Source organism: Paenibacillus hubeiensis (assembly GCF_032334105.1).
Classification (GTDB): domain Bacteria; phylum Bacillota; class Bacilli; order Paenibacillales; family Paenibacillaceae; genus Paenibacillus; species Paenibacillus hubeiensis.
In genome coordinates this window covers 295,294-311,077 of the sequence record NZ_JAVYAE020000005.1, presented here as the reverse complement: position 1 = coordinate 311,077, position 15,784 = coordinate 295,294, and the positions used below count along the sequence as shown (strand labels likewise).

General features: G+C 52.1%; 13 protein-coding genes. 12 read left to right on the top strand and 1 reads right to left on the bottom strand.

Annotated features, from left to right (window positions below; translation table 11 throughout):
• Window positions 1-18: 18 nt before the first annotated feature.
• The 4 genes from RSX24_RS16625 (at window position 19) to mgrA (ending at window position 3,454) form a co-directional block, all read left to right on the top strand.
• Window positions 19-783 carry an alpha/beta fold hydrolase gene (locus RSX24_RS16625; RefSeq protein ID WP_339274223.1) on the top strand — a complete coding sequence of 255 codons (765 nt, stop codon included), beginning with the start codon at window positions 19-21 and terminating at the stop codon, window positions 781-783.
• A 28-nt stretch (window positions 784-811) separates the two neighbouring features.
• Window positions 812-1,585, top strand: a complete 774-nt coding sequence (locus tag RSX24_RS16620; protein WP_236415493.1) for an HAD family hydrolase — start codon at window positions 812-814, stop codon at window positions 1,583-1,585.
• Window positions 1,586-1,615: 30 nt separating this feature from the next.
• Window positions 1,616-2,356, top strand: a complete 741-nt coding sequence (locus RSX24_RS16615) for an NAD-dependent protein deacylase (RefSeq protein WP_343261228.1) — start codon at window positions 1,616-1,618, stop codon at window positions 2,354-2,356.
• Between the two features lie 81 nt (window positions 2,357-2,437).
• Window positions 2,438-3,454, top strand: coding sequence for an L-glyceraldehyde 3-phosphate reductase (gene mgrA, locus RSX24_RS16610; protein ID WP_236415495.1), 1,017 nt, complete (start codon window positions 2,438-2,440; stop codon window positions 3,452-3,454).
• Window positions 3,455-3,553: 99 nt separating this feature from the next.
• Here the strand turns inward: mgrA and RSX24_RS16605 are convergent, their stop codons facing one another.
• Entirely contained in the window at window positions 3,554-4,498 is a 945-nt protein-coding gene (locus RSX24_RS16605) for an AraC family ligand binding domain-containing protein (RefSeq protein WP_343261227.1), read from the bottom strand.
• Window positions 4,499-4,675: 177 nt separating this feature from the next.
• Here RSX24_RS16605 and RSX24_RS16600 point away from each other — a divergent pair, with 177 nt between their 5' ends.
• From RSX24_RS16600 to ptsG, 8 genes are all read left to right on the top strand, one after another.
• A complete protein-coding gene (locus tag RSX24_RS16600) occupies window positions 4,676-5,857 on the top strand; it encodes a galactokinase (protein ID WP_236415497.1) in 1,182 nt (393 codons plus the stop codon).
• A gap of 1 nt (window position 5,858) precedes the next feature.
• The gene (gene galE, locus RSX24_RS16595) at window positions 5,859-6,848 is read left to right on the top strand and encodes a UDP-glucose 4-epimerase GalE (RefSeq protein WP_236415498.1); all 990 of its coding nucleotides are present in this window, start codon (window positions 5,859-5,861) and stop codon (window positions 6,846-6,848) included.
• 13 nt (window positions 6,849-6,861) lie between these two features.
• Complete coding sequence (locus tag RSX24_RS16590; protein WP_339274216.1) at window positions 6,862-8,460, top strand: UDP-glucose--hexose-1-phosphate uridylyltransferase; 1,599 nt, start codon at window positions 6,862-6,864, stop codon at window positions 8,458-8,460.
• 401 nt (window positions 8,461-8,861) lie between these two features.
• Window positions 8,862-10,025 (top strand): iron-containing alcohol dehydrogenase, encoded by a 1,164-nt coding sequence (locus tag RSX24_RS16585; RefSeq protein WP_339274214.1) that lies wholly within the window; start codon window positions 8,862-8,864, stop codon window positions 10,023-10,025.
• 220 nt (window positions 10,026-10,245) lie between these two features.
• The gene (locus tag RSX24_RS16580; protein ID WP_236415501.1) at window positions 10,246-10,776 is read left to right on the top strand and encodes an NfeD family protein; all 531 of its coding nucleotides are present in this window, start codon (window positions 10,246-10,248) and stop codon (window positions 10,774-10,776) included.
• Window positions 10,777-10,843: 67 nt separating this feature from the next.
• A complete protein-coding gene (floT, locus tag RSX24_RS16575) occupies window positions 10,844-12,370 on the top strand; it encodes a flotillin lipid rafts scaffold protein FloT (RefSeq protein ID WP_290371446.1) in 1,527 nt (508 codons plus the stop codon).
• A gap of 186 nt (window positions 12,371-12,556) precedes the next feature.
• The gene (glcT, locus tag RSX24_RS16570; protein ID WP_236415502.1) at window positions 12,557-13,408 is read left to right on the top strand and encodes a glucose PTS transporter transcription antiterminator GlcT; all 852 of its coding nucleotides are present in this window, start codon (window positions 12,557-12,559) and stop codon (window positions 13,406-13,408) included.
• 282 nt (window positions 13,409-13,690) lie between these two features.
• Window positions 13,691-15,745 carry a glucose-specific PTS transporter subunit IIBC gene (gene ptsG, locus RSX24_RS16565; RefSeq protein WP_339274210.1) on the top strand — a complete coding sequence of 685 codons (2,055 nt, stop codon included), beginning with the start codon at window positions 13,691-13,693 and terminating at the stop codon, window positions 15,743-15,745.
• Window positions 15,746-15,784 lie beyond the last annotated feature (39 nt).

The window sequence follows — 15,784 nt, the reverse complement described above, 5'->3', positions numbered from 1 at the left end:
GGAGAAAGGTGATTGTCGTTGGCAAAAAATTATAATACAGGGCGCAAAAGAAGAGGCGTCGGCAAATTTTTGCTGGTGCTTTTGGCGCTTGTCGTCATTGGTTGCGGATATGTCGGTTGGAAGCTGTTGACCCCTTACGGGCCGCAGGAGCTGGCTGGCAAAGCTATGGAAACCTCGGAGCAGGTTACCGTCAGCGAACAGGAAAAGTGGATTGATTTCGCTCCTGCAAAATCCATAGGAGTCAGCGTCATCTTTTATCCTGGCGGTTTGGTCAAACCGGAGAGTTATGCCCCGCTGGCTCGCGGGCTTGCCGAGATGGGACATCACACCATTATTGCCAAGATGCCTGTTAACCTGGCGGTACTGAAGCAGAACTTGGCGGATGACATTCGAAATGCATACCCGGAAGAACAATTCGTTATGGGCGGTCATTCGTTGGGCGGCTCGATGGCTGCGAGATATGCTGCGTCTCATCCGGACGCGTTGAAAGGCATATTTTTTCTCGCCTCCTATCCTGATGAAAAAGGAAGCGTGAAATCGTTAGGCATGCCTGCTTTGTCCATTTTGGGCACGAAGGATGAGGTCGTCAATGCCGAAAAGTACCAAAAAGGGCGTTCATATTTGCCTGAAGATACCGTATATTACACGATTGAGGGAGGCAACCACTCGCAATTCGGCGATTACGGCCATCAGAGCGGAGACGGTGAAGCCGGCATCGATGTGCAGGAACAGCAGTCCCAGACCGTAAAAACGATCTCCGACTGGCTTCACGGCATCGAGTAATACATCCTTGTTTCCGGGAGGAATATCCATGGCAATACTTCAGGTGCAAGGCAGACAGATCGCCTGCGACGGCATTCTGTTCGACAAGGATGGCACGCTGCTGGAATTTTTGCAGTTATGGGGGCCGTGGGCCGAATCTTTGCTGAATCAGCTTGAACGGAAGCTGGAGCAGATGGGTGGCACGTTTACGCTGCCGAAGGAACAGGTCTTCGGTACGGTGCACGATCCGCATGGACGGATTGTGGGTTATGATCCGCAGGGCCCGCTGGCCATTGCCACCGTGGACGAAAGCACCGGTTTGCTGGCCGGGCAGCTCTATGCGGCGGGAATGGCGTGGAACGACGCGGTGACCGCAATCCGGAGCATGTCCACAGAAGCGATGTGCCATGTGCGGGAGAAGCGGCATGCCGAGCCTTTGCATGGGCTGCCCGCATTTGTCCGGAGCTGCATGGAAGCAGCGCTGCCGCTCGCCGTCGTCACCTCCGATAGCACGGCGGCAGCGGAAGAACATCTGGAATGGATGGGGCTGCGTCCTTTTTTTGCATCGATCGTGGGCTGCGACCGGGTGACCCTGGGCAAACCCGACGGAGAGTCGGCCTTGCTGGCTTGCCGTGAGCTGAACATTCGTCCGGAGTCTGCAGTAATCGTCGGCGACAGCAATGGCGACATGCAGATGGGGCGCAGCATAGGCGCTGCTTTGCTCATTGGCGTAAGTCCGCCAGGAGGCGAAGCGGCCCGGTTACGAGACGCCGATATCATGATTCGAGATTACGCTGAACTCAGCATCATCAAAGATGCCTGACGGAGCATCATCACATAAGGGGGAGAGAGGATGAACGCAACCGAGCAGCTCATTTCCTGGATTCGGGAAAGCGAGAAGATCGTTTTTTTTGGAGGGGCAGGAACTTCGACGGAAAGCGGAATTCCCGACTTTCGCTCCGCTGCAGGCCTATATCAGACGGAACAGCACTCCCCATATCCGCCGGAGGAGCTGCTGAGCCGCAGCTTTTTTGATCGGCATGCCGATATCTTCTTTGATTTCTACCGCAGCAAAATGCTTCATCCAAACGCAGAGCCGAACGGTTGCCACCGATTGCTTGCCCGTTTGGAGCAAGAAGGACGCCTGCAGGCCGTCATTACGCAAAACATCGACGGCCTGCATCAAAAAGCAGGCAGCCATACCGTGCTGGAACTGCACGGATCGGTCCACCGGAACTATTGCATGGACTGCAGATGTTTTCATACATTGGATCACATGATCGATTCTGCATCGATCGTGCCTCGCTGCACGGCTTGCGGCGGAATCGTCAAGCCGGACGTCGTGCTCTACGAGGAGCAGCTCGACCAATCGGTGTTGTTTGGGGCAGTCGATGCCATCTCTTCCGCGGATCTGCTGCTGGTTGGCGGAACGTCGCTGACCGTCCAGCCCGCCGCGCAGCTCATTACCTATTTTCGCGGAAAACATACGGTGCTGCTGAACGCAACGCCTACCGCCTACGATCATCGGGCCGATCTGTTGATTACCGATCCGATTGGTGAGGTAATGAATACTGTTGATCGGCTTCTCGGCTGACCGTGACATGTGTTGAATGACCGCATTTCTCGGCAGACAGCCGGCAAGGAAGCGGAACCTGGGGAAAGAAGGGATTCATTTATGGTCTATGTGGCAAGCGATGCACGCTACGAAACGATGAAATATAACCGTGTTGGACGTTCGGGTTTGAAGCTGCCGGCCATTTCGCTCGGGCTGTGGCATAATTTCGGCGGAATCAACAATGCGGAGAACGGCCGCAACATGATTACCCGGGCGTTTGACCTGGGCATCACCCATTTTGATTTGGCCAACAACTATGGCCCTCCCGCAGGTTCGGCGGAGCAGATGTTTGGACAGGTGCTGGCCCAGGACCTGAAGTCTTATCGGGATGAACTGGTCATTTCGACCAAAGCGGGGTATTACATGTGGCCAGGGCCTTACGGCGATTGGGGCTCCCGCAAATATCTGGTATCCAGCCTGGACCAAAGTTTGCGGCGCATGGGCCTGGATTATGTGGATATTTTTTATTCTCACCGCTTCGACCCGGACACACCGCTTGAGGAGACGATGGGAGCGCTTGACCATATCGTTCGATCCGGCAAAGCGCTATATGTCGGCATATCGAATTACCCGGCGGAGAAAACAAGGGAAGCGGCAGAAATTCTCAAAGGGCTCGGAACCCCGCTATTGATTCATCAACCGCGTTATTCCATGCTGGACCGCTGGATCGAGGATGGACTGCAGGATGTTCTGGAAGAGTATGGCGCAGGCAGCATTGCATTTTGCCCGCTGGAGCAAGGGGTGCTGACCAACAAATACCTCAACGGGATTCCGGAGGATTCCCGGGCCAAAGGGCCCTCGGTTTTCCTGAACGAAAACAACATTTCGCCGGAAACGCTGCGCAAGGTCCGCGCGCTGAACCAGATTGCGGCGGCGCGTGGACAGAGTCTGGCACAGTTCGCGCTGGCATGGGTGCTCCGCAACGGCAAAGTGACGTCCGCATTGATCGGCGCCAGCCGGCCGTCGCAGATCGAGGAGAATGTCGCGGCGCTCAGCCAGCCCGATTTCTCCGAGGAGGAACTGGAACGGATCGAATCGATCCTGCGGCCGGAGCATGGTGACCGCTCGAAAAAATAAAGGCGGCACAGGGCTCGCCCTACCGCTTAATGTGAATTTTCAAGAAAAAGGTGCAATTTCGGTTGATTCTGAACCGGGATTGCCCTTTTTTGCATTCCTTTATTTTTGTAAAGGCATGTCCCTCGAAAGAATGCGTTCCCGGTAGTGGCTCGGCGCTTCGCCGTGAAATCGCTTGAATTGTTTCGAAAAGTAGAGCGCATCCGGCAATCCAACCGAAGCCGAGACCTGTTCGATGGACAGATCCGGTCGTTCCCGCAGCAGCTGGCGCGATTTGTCGATGCGCAGCTTCAGCAGGTACGTCACGGGCGACAAGCCGGTTTCCTGTTTGAAAATGCGGGAAAGATAAGCGCGATTGTACCCCAGGCTGGCCGACATCTGTTCGATGGATACCGGATATGCATATTGCGTGGACATATATTGAATCATTTGTTTGACCGTGCGCCGAATGGAGGATTCCCCCGAGATGGGTGTCTCGTCCTGGGCCAGATGATTTTGGGCTTCGGCGAGGATCATGTACAGCATGCCAAGTGACGTAAAATGAGAGCTCTCCTTCCGCTCGGTGAATGCCGCCTGAATCCTGGCAAGCTGTTCTGCGACGCCGCAGGCTGTTCCGGCATGGAAAACGGATTTTTCTGGCCGGAATCCCGCATCATGCGTAAGTTTTGCTGCTTGTTTGCCGGTATAAGCCATCCAGCGGTACTGCCAAGGATCCCGCTCATCGGACTGGTAACTGACCAACTGGCCGGGATGAATGAGAAAACAGTCGCCTGCGGACAATTCGTAAGTATGAAGCTCGGTCCGGAAGGTTCCGGTTCCTTTTTCTACATAATGAAGCAGGAAGTAGTCGTATAGCTTGGGGCCAAGCGCATGCCCGGGCAGGGTTTCGCTCGCTCCGGCAAACAGGACATGCAATGTCCCTTGTTCATGGTACTTTGGATTGGAGGCAACCGAGTAGGTACGCGCTCCGCTTTTGACCGAGAATTCCTGTTTCTTGTCAGCTGCTGCTTCCCGTGCGGGTGGCGGATCATGGTGCTGTTTGGCCATCCTGATGCTCCTTTTCATGTCTTTTTCCACTTTGATGATCGTGGCATACTCTTCTCATTATAGATATAAAGGTCACATTTATCCATATAGATCACACATGCATTCATTTCGATGGAGATCGCTTTCTTATATAATGAGCTTAGAAAAACAACAACATCGAGATGAGGTGCCGCATCAATGGACATCCAGCAATTGAAACAAAAGTTTATTGAAAGGTATGGAGAGAGCAAAGATGCCATTCGTGTATTCCACTCTCCGGGGCGCGTGAATCTGATCGGGGAACATATCGATTACAATGGCGGCTACGTTCTCCCGGCAGCGCTGGAATTCGGAACAACATTGATCATCCGGGAACGTCAGGACGACAAGCTGCAGCTGGCTTCGACGAATATGGAGTACGAAGGGCTGCTGGAGATTGCAACGATTGGCAAGGCGAAAACGGGAGAGTGGACGGATTACCCGGTCGGCGTCATGGTTGAACTGCAGGCCAAAGGCGTGAACGTCACCAGAGGATACGATTTTCTCTATCATGGCGAAATTCCGAATGGCGCGGGCCTCTCGTCCTCGGCTTCCCTCGAAGTGTTGACGGGTTTCGCGATCCAGGCGCTGGAAGGGATCGAAAATATCGACACCGTACAGCTTGCCCTTCTTTCCCAAAAAGCGGAAAATGAATTTGTTGGCGTCAACTGCGGCATCATGGACCAGTTCGCCGTGGCGAACGGAGCCGAGGATCACGCGATTCTGTTGATGTGTGACACGCTTGAATACAAAAAGGTGCCTTTCCGTACCGGTGCATACAAGCTGATCATCGGCAATACCAACAAGCGCCGCGGTCTGGTGGACTCCGCGTATAACGAACGCCGTTCCCAGTGCGAGCAAGCGCTCGCGATTCTGAAGGAGCAGCGGCCGGAGCTCGGCTATCTGGCGCAGCTGACGCCGGAACAATTTGCAGAGCATGAAGGACACATCACGGACGAAAAGGTAAGACAGCGTGCACGGCACGTCGTTGAAGAAAACGCTCGCGTGCTTGCATCCGTAGAGGCGCTGAGCAATAACGACCTTGAGACGTTCGGCCAGCTGATGAACGCATCGCATGAATCGCTGCGCGATCTGTACGAGGTCAGTTGCGAAGAGCTGGACGTTATGGTGGAAGAGGCAAGACGTATTCCGGGCACGCTTGGCGCGCGCATGACGGGCGCAGGATTTGGCGGATGTACAGTATCTTTAGTTCATGAAGATGATGCAGAACGTTTTGTGAAGGAAGTAGGAGCAGCGTACGAGTCTCGTACCGGACTAAAGGGCGAATTCTACGTTTGCGGTGTAGGCGACGGTGTCAAAGAATTGAAGGAGGCGAAGTAAGATGGCGATTTTGGTAACGGGTGGAGCAGGATATATTGGGTCTCATACAGTGGCGGCTTTGCTTGAGCGTGGAGAAGAAGTGGTTGTGCTTGACAACTTGCAGACAGGGCACCGGGAGGCGCTTCTGGGCGGTAAATTGTACGAGGGCGATTTGCGCGACAAAGAACTGTTGGCGAAGCTGTTCGCCGAAAATGAGATCGATGCGGTCATTCATTTTGCAGCAAACTCCCTGGTTGGCGAAAGCATGCAGAATCCGGTCAAGTACTACGACAATAACGTATTCGGTACGTTGTGCCTGCTGGAAGCGATGAACGCGGCGAACGTGCGCAAAATCGTCTTCTCGTCCACGGCGGCTACGTATGGCGAGCCGGAGAAGGTGCCGATCGAGGAAAGCGACCGCACCGAGCCAACGAACGTATATGGCGAAACCAAACTCATGATGGAACGCATGATGGCCTGGTTTGACAAGGTACAGAATATCAAATACGTGTCCCTGCGTTACTTTAATGCAGCCGGGGCCCATGAAAGCGGCAAAATCGGCGAGGATCACCAGCCGGAAAGCCATCTGATCCCGCTGGTGCTGCAAACGGCGCTGAAGCAGCGCTCGCATATCGCGGTGTTTGGCGACGATTATCCGACGGAAGACGGCACTTGCATCCGCGACTATATCCACGTCAGCGATTTGGCCGACGCGCATCTGCGAGCGGTGGATTATTTGCGCAAGGGCGAGAACAGCAATGTGTTCAACTTGGGGAATGGCCAAGGCTTCTCCGTCAAACAGGTCATCGAAACGGCGAAAAAAGTAACCGGACTCGACATTCCGGTTGTGCAGGAGCCACGTCGCGCGGGTGACCCGGCTGTGCTGGTTGCTTCGTCCGCCAAAGCCAGATCGGTATTGGGATGGAACCCGACACGCTCGAAGCTGGAAGACGTCATTCAGAGCGCATGGGATTGGCATCAGTCTCACCCGCAAGGCTATGGAAACAACTAGGAGGCGAAAGGATATGTCACAGACAACCACTGGAGCAGGCACCACAGAACGGACCCCGGAGCAGCAGGAAGCACTGCATGCCATTGAGCGTCTGGTACTCTTTGCCCTGCGGAAACGACTGATTGAGGAAGCAGACCGCGATTACGGCCGCAACCTGCTGTTGGAGCAATTCGGTTTTTCCGAGCCTTACGATGGCGTGCTCGATGAAACCGTATTGGACGGACCGCAGCCTCTGATCGACACGTTGATCGACTACGGGTTCGAAATCGGGCTGATCCCGGAAAATACCGATACGTATCGCGACCTGCTCGACGCCAAGATCATGGGCCACTTGATGGCCAGACCTTCGGAAGTCGTTCGGGCGTTCCGCGAGAAGGCGGAGAGCGAAGGAATTGAGGCGGCGACAAGCCAATTCTACGACCTTTCGATCAACTCCAACTATATCCGTATGGACCGAGTTTCCAAAAACGTCTACTGGACGCAAGAGACGCCATACGGCGAGATGGAAATTACGATCAACTTGTCCAAACCGGAGAAAAGTCCGAAGGAAATCGCCATGGCGAAATTGCTGCCGCCGCCGGTGTATCCGAAATGTCAGCTGTGCCGCGAAAACGTCGGCTATGCAGGTCGGGTCAACCATCCGGCGCGCCAGAACCTGCGCATCATTCCGTTGGAGCTTAACGGTGAGCCATGGTTCTTCCAGTACTCGCCGTACGTGTACTATAACGAGCATTGCATCATTTTCCACCATGATCATGTGCCGATGAAACTGACGAAGGATACCTTGCGCAGATTGCTGGCTTTCGTTGGCGAGTATTCGCATTATTTCATCGGCTCGAACGCGGATCTGCCGATCGTGGGCGGCTCGATTCTGACGCATGACCACTTCCAGGGAGGGCGGCACACGTTTGCCATTCAGAAGGCCAAGGCGGAAGCGGTCTTCCGTCATCCGGACACACCGGGTCTTACCCTCAGTTTGGTGAAATGGCCGATGTCTGTACTTCGATTGTCTTCCCACGATCCGGCACAGCTGCTGGAGGCGGGAAATGCCGTTTACGAGGCTTGGAAAGGGTACAGCGATCCTTCCGCCGAGGTGGAAGCATTCAGCGAAGTGGATGGAGCGCGCGTTCCGCACAATACCGTGACGCCGATTGTACGGCGCAGCGAGGACGGCGGCTACGAGATGGATCTTGTCCTGCGGAACAACCGCACGAACGAGGAACATCCGGAAGGCATTTTCCACCCGCACCGCGAGATGCACCATTTGAAAAAGGAAAACATCGGCCTGATTGAAGTTATGGGCTTAGCGATTTTGCCGGGTCGCCTTAAAGAAGAATTGGACGGCATCGCCGAAATCCTTGCCGGCAATAGCGAGCTGGCCGAAGCGGCAAAATCCGAAGAACATGAGCTGAACAAACATCTGCTTTGGACAGAAGAGCTGCAAAGTCGGTTCGGAGGCCAGCTGGACAAGGAACAGGCAGTTGCGCTTGTGCAGCAGGAAGTCGGCCTGAAATTTTCGCAAATTTTGGAGCACGCCGGGGTATACAAACATGATGAGGCTGGCCGTGCGGCCTTCCGCCGGTTCATTGCCAGCATGGGATACACCGAATAGTTTGTTCGTTAAAAAAGGGTTGAAGAATGGATCCAGTCTCCCGGGAGGCAGGGTCCATTCTTATTTATATGCTTCCGCATCGCCTGCGAAACCAATTTCAAAACCCGGTGCTCTTCTTCATAGGCAAAACATGGAATTGCGATATTCCGCAATGTATAATGAAAAGGGGATAAAGTGTCATTGCGATTAAGGTATTCTGATTGGAATCCTTCATAATCCAGTCCGTGAAAGGTCACACTAACGAAGCTGTTTGTGAAGCATGTCTCCATTGAAATTCGTTTAGGACCATAAAGCAAATTTACAATCGAGCATAGGTATATATATATTTGTTTTCATAGATATAGGGTATTATAATGGGGGTTGCGCTGAAAACATCAAATTCCTCTGGAGGCGACATAGATATGAAAACTTTTCAATTTTATAACCCGACCCGCCTGATTTTTGGCAAGGGCCAAGTTGAAACGCTGAAAACCGAAGTTCCGAAGTATGGCAAACGCGTTCTGCTGGTTTATGGCGGCGGCAGTATCAAACGCAACGGGTTGTACGACCAAGTGATCGGCCTGCTTAACGAAATCGGTGCAGAAGTGACCGAACTGGCTGGCGTTGAACCGAACCCTCGTCTCGCAACCGTTCACAAAGGCGTGGACCTGTGCAAAACGAACGATATCGAACTGATCCTTGCTGTCGGCGGCGGCAGTGTCATCGACTGTGCCAAAGCGATCGCAGTAGGCGCCAAATACGAAGGGGACATGTGGGATTTTGCAGCACGCAAAGCCGTCGCGAAAGACGCTCTCCCGCTCGGAACGATTCTGACCATGGCGGCTACCGGATCGGAAATGAACTCGGGTTCCGTCATCACGAATCAGGATACCCAAGAAAAACTGGGATGGGGCAGCCCGGTTTCTTTCCCTACGTTCTCCATTCTCGACCCGGTGAATACGTATTCGGTGCCTCGTGACCAAACCGTTTACGGCATGGTCGACATGATGTCCCACGTGCTCGAGCATTATTTCCATCTGGATGAAAACACGCCCGTGCAGCTCGGTTTCTGCGAAACGATTCTGCGCACTGTGATGGATGCGGCCCCTCGCCTCATCGAAGATCTCGAAAACTATGAACTGCGCGAGACCATTCTGTACTGCGGTACGATGGCTCTCAACGGCGTGCTCAACATGGGCCTTGCAGGCGATTGGGCGACTCACAATATCGAGCATGCCGTGTCGGCCGTGTATGATATTCCGCATGGCGGCGGTCTGGCGATCCTGTTCCCGCACTGGATGAAGCATAATATCGACGTCAAAGTGGATCGTTTCAAACGTTTGGCGGTCAACGTATTCGGCGTGAATCCGGAAGGAAAATCGGACAAGCAGGTTGCCGAGGAAGGTATTGAAGCTCTTCGTCAATTCTGGACCTCCATCGGAGCGCCTAGCCGTTTGGCCGATTATGATATCGATGACAGCAAAATCGATGTTATGGCTGACAAAGCGATGTTGTTTGGTCCTTTCGGCAACTTCAAAAAGCTGCAGCGTGAGGATGTTGTATCCATCTACAAGGCATCTCTGTAAGCCTATATGGATCGTTTTATTTCAGATTTGGGCCGTAAGGTTCCCCAGCGGGGAGCTTTACGGCTTTTTTGCATGCTTTGAATGCGATTATGCCCAATAACGGGCGCTCAAGACAAAAGAGGGAAGATTTTGAAACATATCCGGATTTGGTACGTATTTATTTACATGAGGAAAGTCATCTATCGAAATGGAGTTGCAGCAGAAGAGGGGAGGTAAAGGGATGGAGTCGATTTATTGGGGGTGTTTGATCGGGGGAGCGATATTTGCGGTCGTCAGCCTGATACTGGGAGATCTGATTGATGGTTTGCTGGATGGTGCTTTCGAGTTTCCGGGCGTTGATATTTTCAAACCGGTTGTACTGGCTGGTTCCATTACTGCTTTTGGCGGGGCGGGAATCATGCTGACGCGTTACAGCTCGGTAAGTACGATGGCCGCCTTGATTCTGGCCCTGTTGATCGGAGTCGCTGCAGCCATGCTGGTGTTCTTTGCTTATATTAAGCCGAGCCGCAACAGTGAGGTGTCCATCGGTTTCTCCATGCAGGAACTGGCGGGAAAGATCGGCGAGATCACGATTCCCGTGCCGGAAAAGGGTTTCGGGGAAGTCATGATACGCATTGCCTCGGGCAATACGATCCATACCGCATCGAGCTTCGAACATCGCCCCATTGCGGCTGGGGCGCGTGTCGTTGTAGTAGACATATCGGATGGCGTGCTGCGTGTGTCCGAATGGGAAGAGGATGTACTTAAGTAACACAGGGGTTTTGCGCGTATGATGTAGTATTGATTACCACTTACAACGAGAAGGGGAGAGATGTGGAATGAATCTGGATATGGAAGTGCTGTTGGTTCCCGCGATTGTTGTCGGCGTGATTTTGATTTTGGGTCTTGCGTTCTGGGCCAGATACAAAACGGTGGGTCCTGATGAAGCGATGATTGTAACCGGTTCATTTTTGGGCAACAAAAATATATCCGAGGACGAATCCGGCAGGAAAATCAAAATCGTGCGCGGCGGCGGTGCATTTATTTGGCCGGTCTTTCAGCAGTCCGAGTTCATCTCGCTGCTGTCCCACAAGCTCGACGTAACCACGCCGGAAGTTTATACCGAGCAAGGGGTGCCCGTTATTGCGGACGGCGTCGCGATCATCAAGGTAGGAAGTTCGGTCGAGGACGTGGCGACGGCAGCCGAGCAGTTTATCGGCAAACCGGTGGAAGCGCTGCGCGGGGAAGCACAGGAAGTGCTTGAAGGGCATCTGCGTGCCATCCTGGGCACAATGACGGTGGAAGAGGTCTATCGGAACCGTGATCGTTTTGCGCAGGAGGTTCAGGGCGTGGCAGCAAGAGATCTGAAGAAGATGGGTCTGCAAATCGTGTCATTCACCATTAAAGACGTCCGCGACAAGCAGGGTTACCTGGATGCGCTTGGTAAACCAAGAATCGCTGCCGTGAAACGGGATGCCGAGATTGCCGAGGCTGAGGCCGTCAGAGATGCCAGAATTCAGAAGGCCAACGCGGAAGAGCAGGGACAAAAGGCGGAACTGCTGCGCGATACGAACATTGCGGAAGCCGAAAAGGATAAAGAGCTGAAAGTGGCGGCTTTTAAACGAGATCAGGATACAGCTAGAGCGGAAGCCGACCAGGCCTACCACATTCAGGAAGCCCGGGCGAAACAAACGGTGGTTGAAGAGCAGATGAAGGTTGAATTGGTTCGGAAAGAACGGGAAATCGACCTGCAGGCGAAAGAAATCATGGTTCGTGAGAAGCAATACGACGCGGAAGTGAAGAAAAAGGCCGAGGCGGATCGTTACGCCGTCGAGCAGGCTGCCGAAGCCGACAAGGCAAAACGAATGCGCGAAGCGGATGCGGTGCAGTATTCGATCGAGACGCAGGCCAAGGCAACGGCCGAGCAGAAGCGGCTTGAAGGTCAGGCCGTGGCTGATGCCGAACTGGCAAAAGGTTCGGCGGATGCCGAGGTTATCCGTCTGCGAGGTCTTGCCGAAGCGGAAGCCAAAGAAAAGCTGGCCGAGGCGTTCCAGAAGTTTGGCGAAGCCGCGGTATTGGACATCATCGTCAAAATGCTGCCTGAGCTTGCCGGCAAAATTGCGGAACCGATCTCTTCCATTGACAAGTTGACGGTCGTGGATACAGGCAAAGGCGAAGGTGCAGCTCGCGTGAGCAATTATGTCACCGAATTGATGGCGACTGCGCCGGAAATGCTCAAGAGCGTGTCCGGCATCGATGTGGAGCAGCTGATTCAGGGGTTAACCAAGCCCAAAACAGCGACGCCGGTTGCTGTGGCAGCATCGCCAACAGACACCATTTTGAATAAAGCGGGAACGGAAGAGTAGGGAATGCTTGTGCCGTAAGGCAGCTCTATTGACCTTGAAGCGAAATTTTGTTACTTTTTAAGCGAGACGTCCGGCGTGGTTTGCCCGCGCCGGGTGTTTTTTCGTTCTTTTTATTTCATGTATGAAAAGACGTTGCAATCGACTATCGGAAGAATCAAGACGGTTTGATAAAAAGAGGTGCGAACATTGAGCGGCCTACACGTAGCCAAAGCCCTGAACAATAATGTAATCATTGCACAGCATCCCGAACATGGTGAGGTCGTCGTCATCGGCAAGGGCATAGGCTTTAACCGAAAAACAGGCGATATCCTTCCGCTGATGGCTGTGGAGAAAATGTTCATTTTGAAGAACCAGCAAGAGCAGGAGCAATATAAGCAGCTTCTTCCGCAAGTGGACGAGGCGTTGATCGAGATCATTAACGAGTTGGTTACGTATATTTCAGAGCGAGCGGACGCGCCGTTGAACGAGCATATTCATATCGCGCTCACGGATCATATTTCTTTTGCGTTGAAGCGCAAGGAACAGGGCATCGTCATTCAAAATCCGTTCCTGTACGAAACCCGGGAGATATACCCTGAAGAGTTTCGGATGGGCGAGTATGCCGTCAGGCTGATCAAGGACAAAATGGGCGTAGATTTGGGAAGGGATGAAATCGGATTTATTGCGCTGCATATTTATAGCGCGATGACAAACCAGAACATCTCCCAGGTGCGGCAGCATTCGCAGTTAATTACGGATCTGGTGAATCTGGTCGCAGACCAGCTGGATTATTCTTTTGAAACGCAATCATTGGATTATTCCCGTCTGTTAACGCATCTACGGTTTGCCCTTGAGCGTATACGTCGCGGAGATAAAGTGGAGGAGCTTCACAAGCTGGATTCCCTGCTCAAATTGGAGTATCCCGAAATGTACTCGCTTGCATGGAAGCTGACCAAAGTGATGGAGCAACGACTAAAGCTGCCTGTTTATCCGGCAGAAGTTGGCTACTTAACGATACATCTTCAGCGGCTGAACCAGCGGAAAGAAGAAAATCAGTAAAATAAGCTCTGAAATAACACCGGAATAACGTTTTTTCTGTAAAGGCTTGCAATGCGTCCAAAGTGATGCTACAATGGTGACCGTAATCAAGCAACTGAATAAACATAAGCGACGTGTTACTGACTCGATCAGGCATGAGTTAATTAGAGTGTGATTGTTCTACCTTTTTAAGGGTATGCTATACCCCAAGGTAGGCACAGTTCACTTTTATTAGTTCATGCCTTTTTTGTGTTCCCTTGCTTGCATCACGACATACTCACATGAAAGGAAGAATACGACGCGATGTTTAAAAAGCTTTTTGGTGTATTGCAAAGAGTAGGTAAAGCTCTCATGCTGCCTGTAGCGATTCTGCCAGCCGCAGGTTTGCTGCTCGGAATTGGTAACATGCTGGTAAATCCGGATTTCCTGCAATATGTTACTGCGCTCGATACCCCTTGGGTAAACTCAATTGCAACCATCATGATGAACGCAGGTCAGATCGTATTTGATAATCTGGCATTGCTGTTTGCGGTCGGCGTAGCCGTCGGGCTGGCTGGAGGTGAAGGCGTTGCAGGACTTGCAGCCATCATCGGTTATCTGGTCATGAACGTAACTTTGGGCTCTGCCGTAGGTGTTACACCTGCCATGATTGGCAATGTGCCAGGTTATGCGAGTATCCTGGGTATTCCAACTTTAAGCACAGGGGTATTTGGAGGTATCATTGTCGGTATCATCGCAGCACTGTGCTACAATCGTTTCTTTAAAATTGAACTGCCGTCTTACCTTGGATTTTTCGCGGGTAAACGTTTTGTTCCAATTGTCACTTCGGTAGTTTCCCTGCTGCTCGGGTTGCTGCTCGTGGTCATCTGGCCTCCAATTCAGAATGGATTAAATGCCGTTTCTCACTTCATGGTTGATACAAGCCCGACCCTGTCGGCCTTCATCTTCGGTGTAGTAGAACGGTCACTGATTCCGTTCGGGCTGCATCACATTTTCTACTCCCCATTCTGGTTTGAGTTCGGAGAGTATGTGAACAAAGCGGGTGAAGTCATTCGCGGAGACCAAAAGATTTTCTTCAGCCAGCTGCGTGACGGCGTTGCGCTGACTGCCGGAACGTTCCAAGTCGGTAAATTCCCGTTCATGATGTTCGGTTTGCCAGCAGCCGCACTTGCGATGTACCATGAAGCAAGACCTGAACATAAAAAATATGTTGCTGGTATCATGGGTTCAGCTGCACTGACATCATTCCTGACAGGGATTACAGAGCCGCTGGAGTTCTCGTTCCTGTTCGTTGCACCGATTTTGTTTGCTGTACACTGTATCTTTGCGGGTTTATCGTTCATGACGATGCAGCTGCTTAATGTCAAAATCGGGATGACCTTCTCAGGCGGTTTCATTGACTTCCTGATCTTTGGTATCATTCCAAACCGCACGCCATGGTGGAACGTTATCATCGTTGGTTTGATTCTTGCTGTGATCTACTATTTCGGTTTCCGATTCATCATTCGCAAGTTCAAACTCAAAACGCCTGGACGTGAAGAAGCATCTGCTGAATCCTCATCCAGTGGCTCTTCAGGTTCCACGGACGATTTGCCGCATAACATCCTTGAAGCCTTTGGCGGCAAGGAAAACATTAAACATCTGGATGCATGTATTACTCGCTTGCGGATTGAAGTAAATGAGAAATCGAATGTGCAAAAAGACCGTTTGAAACAACTGGGTGCATCTGGTGTGCTTGAAGTGGGTAATAATGTTCAAGCCATCTTCGGAACGCGTTCCGATACGATTAAATCACAGATGCAGGATATCATTGCAGGACGCACGCCTGCACCAGCTCCGGCGGAAGAAATTAAACCAACTCCTGAAGAGGAGAAGGCGCAAGGAGAGCAAGGTGAGCGCATTGTACCAGAGGATATCGTTATGCCGGTGAACGGAGAGCTGCTTGATATTACAAACGTGCCTGATCCGGTCTTTTCTGAAAAAATGACAGGTGACGGTTTCGCTATTTTGCCGCATGATGGAACGATTACCTCCCCAGTGTATGGTAAAGTATTTAATGTATTTCCAAGCAAACACGCTGTAGGCATTATGTCCGACGGCGGCAAAGAAGTGCTTGTTCATATAGGTGTCAATACGGTGAAACTGAAAGGTCAAGGTTTCAACGTACTGGTTCAGGAAGGTGACCTGGTATCTGCTGGTCAGCCGATTATGGAAGTGGATCTGGAGTATGTAAAAGCAAACGCTCCGTCGATCATTTCTCCAGTCATTTTCACCAACCTGCCAGAAGGCTCCACGATAACACTCAAGAAGAGTGGAGTACTCAAAGTTGGCGATCAGCCGATCATTGAGATAAAATAAGAACTGTCCCAACGATGGCAAGCAAGTGTAAATATAATG

Excerpts from the sequence above, each read along its gene's own strand:
- RSX24_RS16620 (WP_236415493.1), top strand. The coding sequence starts at position 812 with ATGGCAATACTTCAGGTGCAAGGCAGACAGATCGCCTGCGACGGCATT.
- RSX24_RS16615 (WP_343261228.1), top strand. The coding sequence starts at position 1,616 with ATGAACGCAACCGAGCAGCTCATTTCCTGGATTCGGGAAAGCGAGAAG.
- mgrA (WP_236415495.1), top strand. The coding sequence starts at position 2,438 with ATGGTCTATGTGGCAAGCGATGCACGCTACGAAACGATGAAATATAAC.
- RSX24_RS16605 (WP_343261227.1), bottom strand. The coding sequence starts at position 4,498 with ATGGCCAAACAGCACCATGATCCGCCACCCGCACGGGAAGCAGCAGCT.
- RSX24_RS16600 (WP_236415497.1), top strand. The coding sequence starts at position 4,676 with ATGGACATCCAGCAATTGAAACAAAAGTTTATTGAAAGGTATGGAGAG.
- galE (WP_236415498.1), top strand. The coding sequence starts at position 5,859 with ATGGCGATTTTGGTAACGGGTGGAGCAGGATATATTGGGTCTCATACA.
- RSX24_RS16590 (WP_339274216.1), top strand. The coding sequence starts at position 6,862 with ATGTCACAGACAACCACTGGAGCAGGCACCACAGAACGGACCCCGGAG.
- RSX24_RS16585 (WP_339274214.1), top strand. The coding sequence starts at position 8,862 with ATGAAAACTTTTCAATTTTATAACCCGACCCGCCTGATTTTTGGCAAG.
- RSX24_RS16580 (WP_236415501.1), top strand. The coding sequence starts at position 10,246 with ATGGAGTCGATTTATTGGGGGTGTTTGATCGGGGGAGCGATATTTGCG.
- floT (WP_290371446.1), top strand. The coding sequence starts at position 10,844 with ATGAATCTGGATATGGAAGTGCTGTTGGTTCCCGCGATTGTTGTCGGC.
- ptsG (WP_339274210.1), top strand. The coding sequence starts at position 13,691 with ATGTTTAAAAAGCTTTTTGGTGTATTGCAAAGAGTAGGTAAAGCTCTC.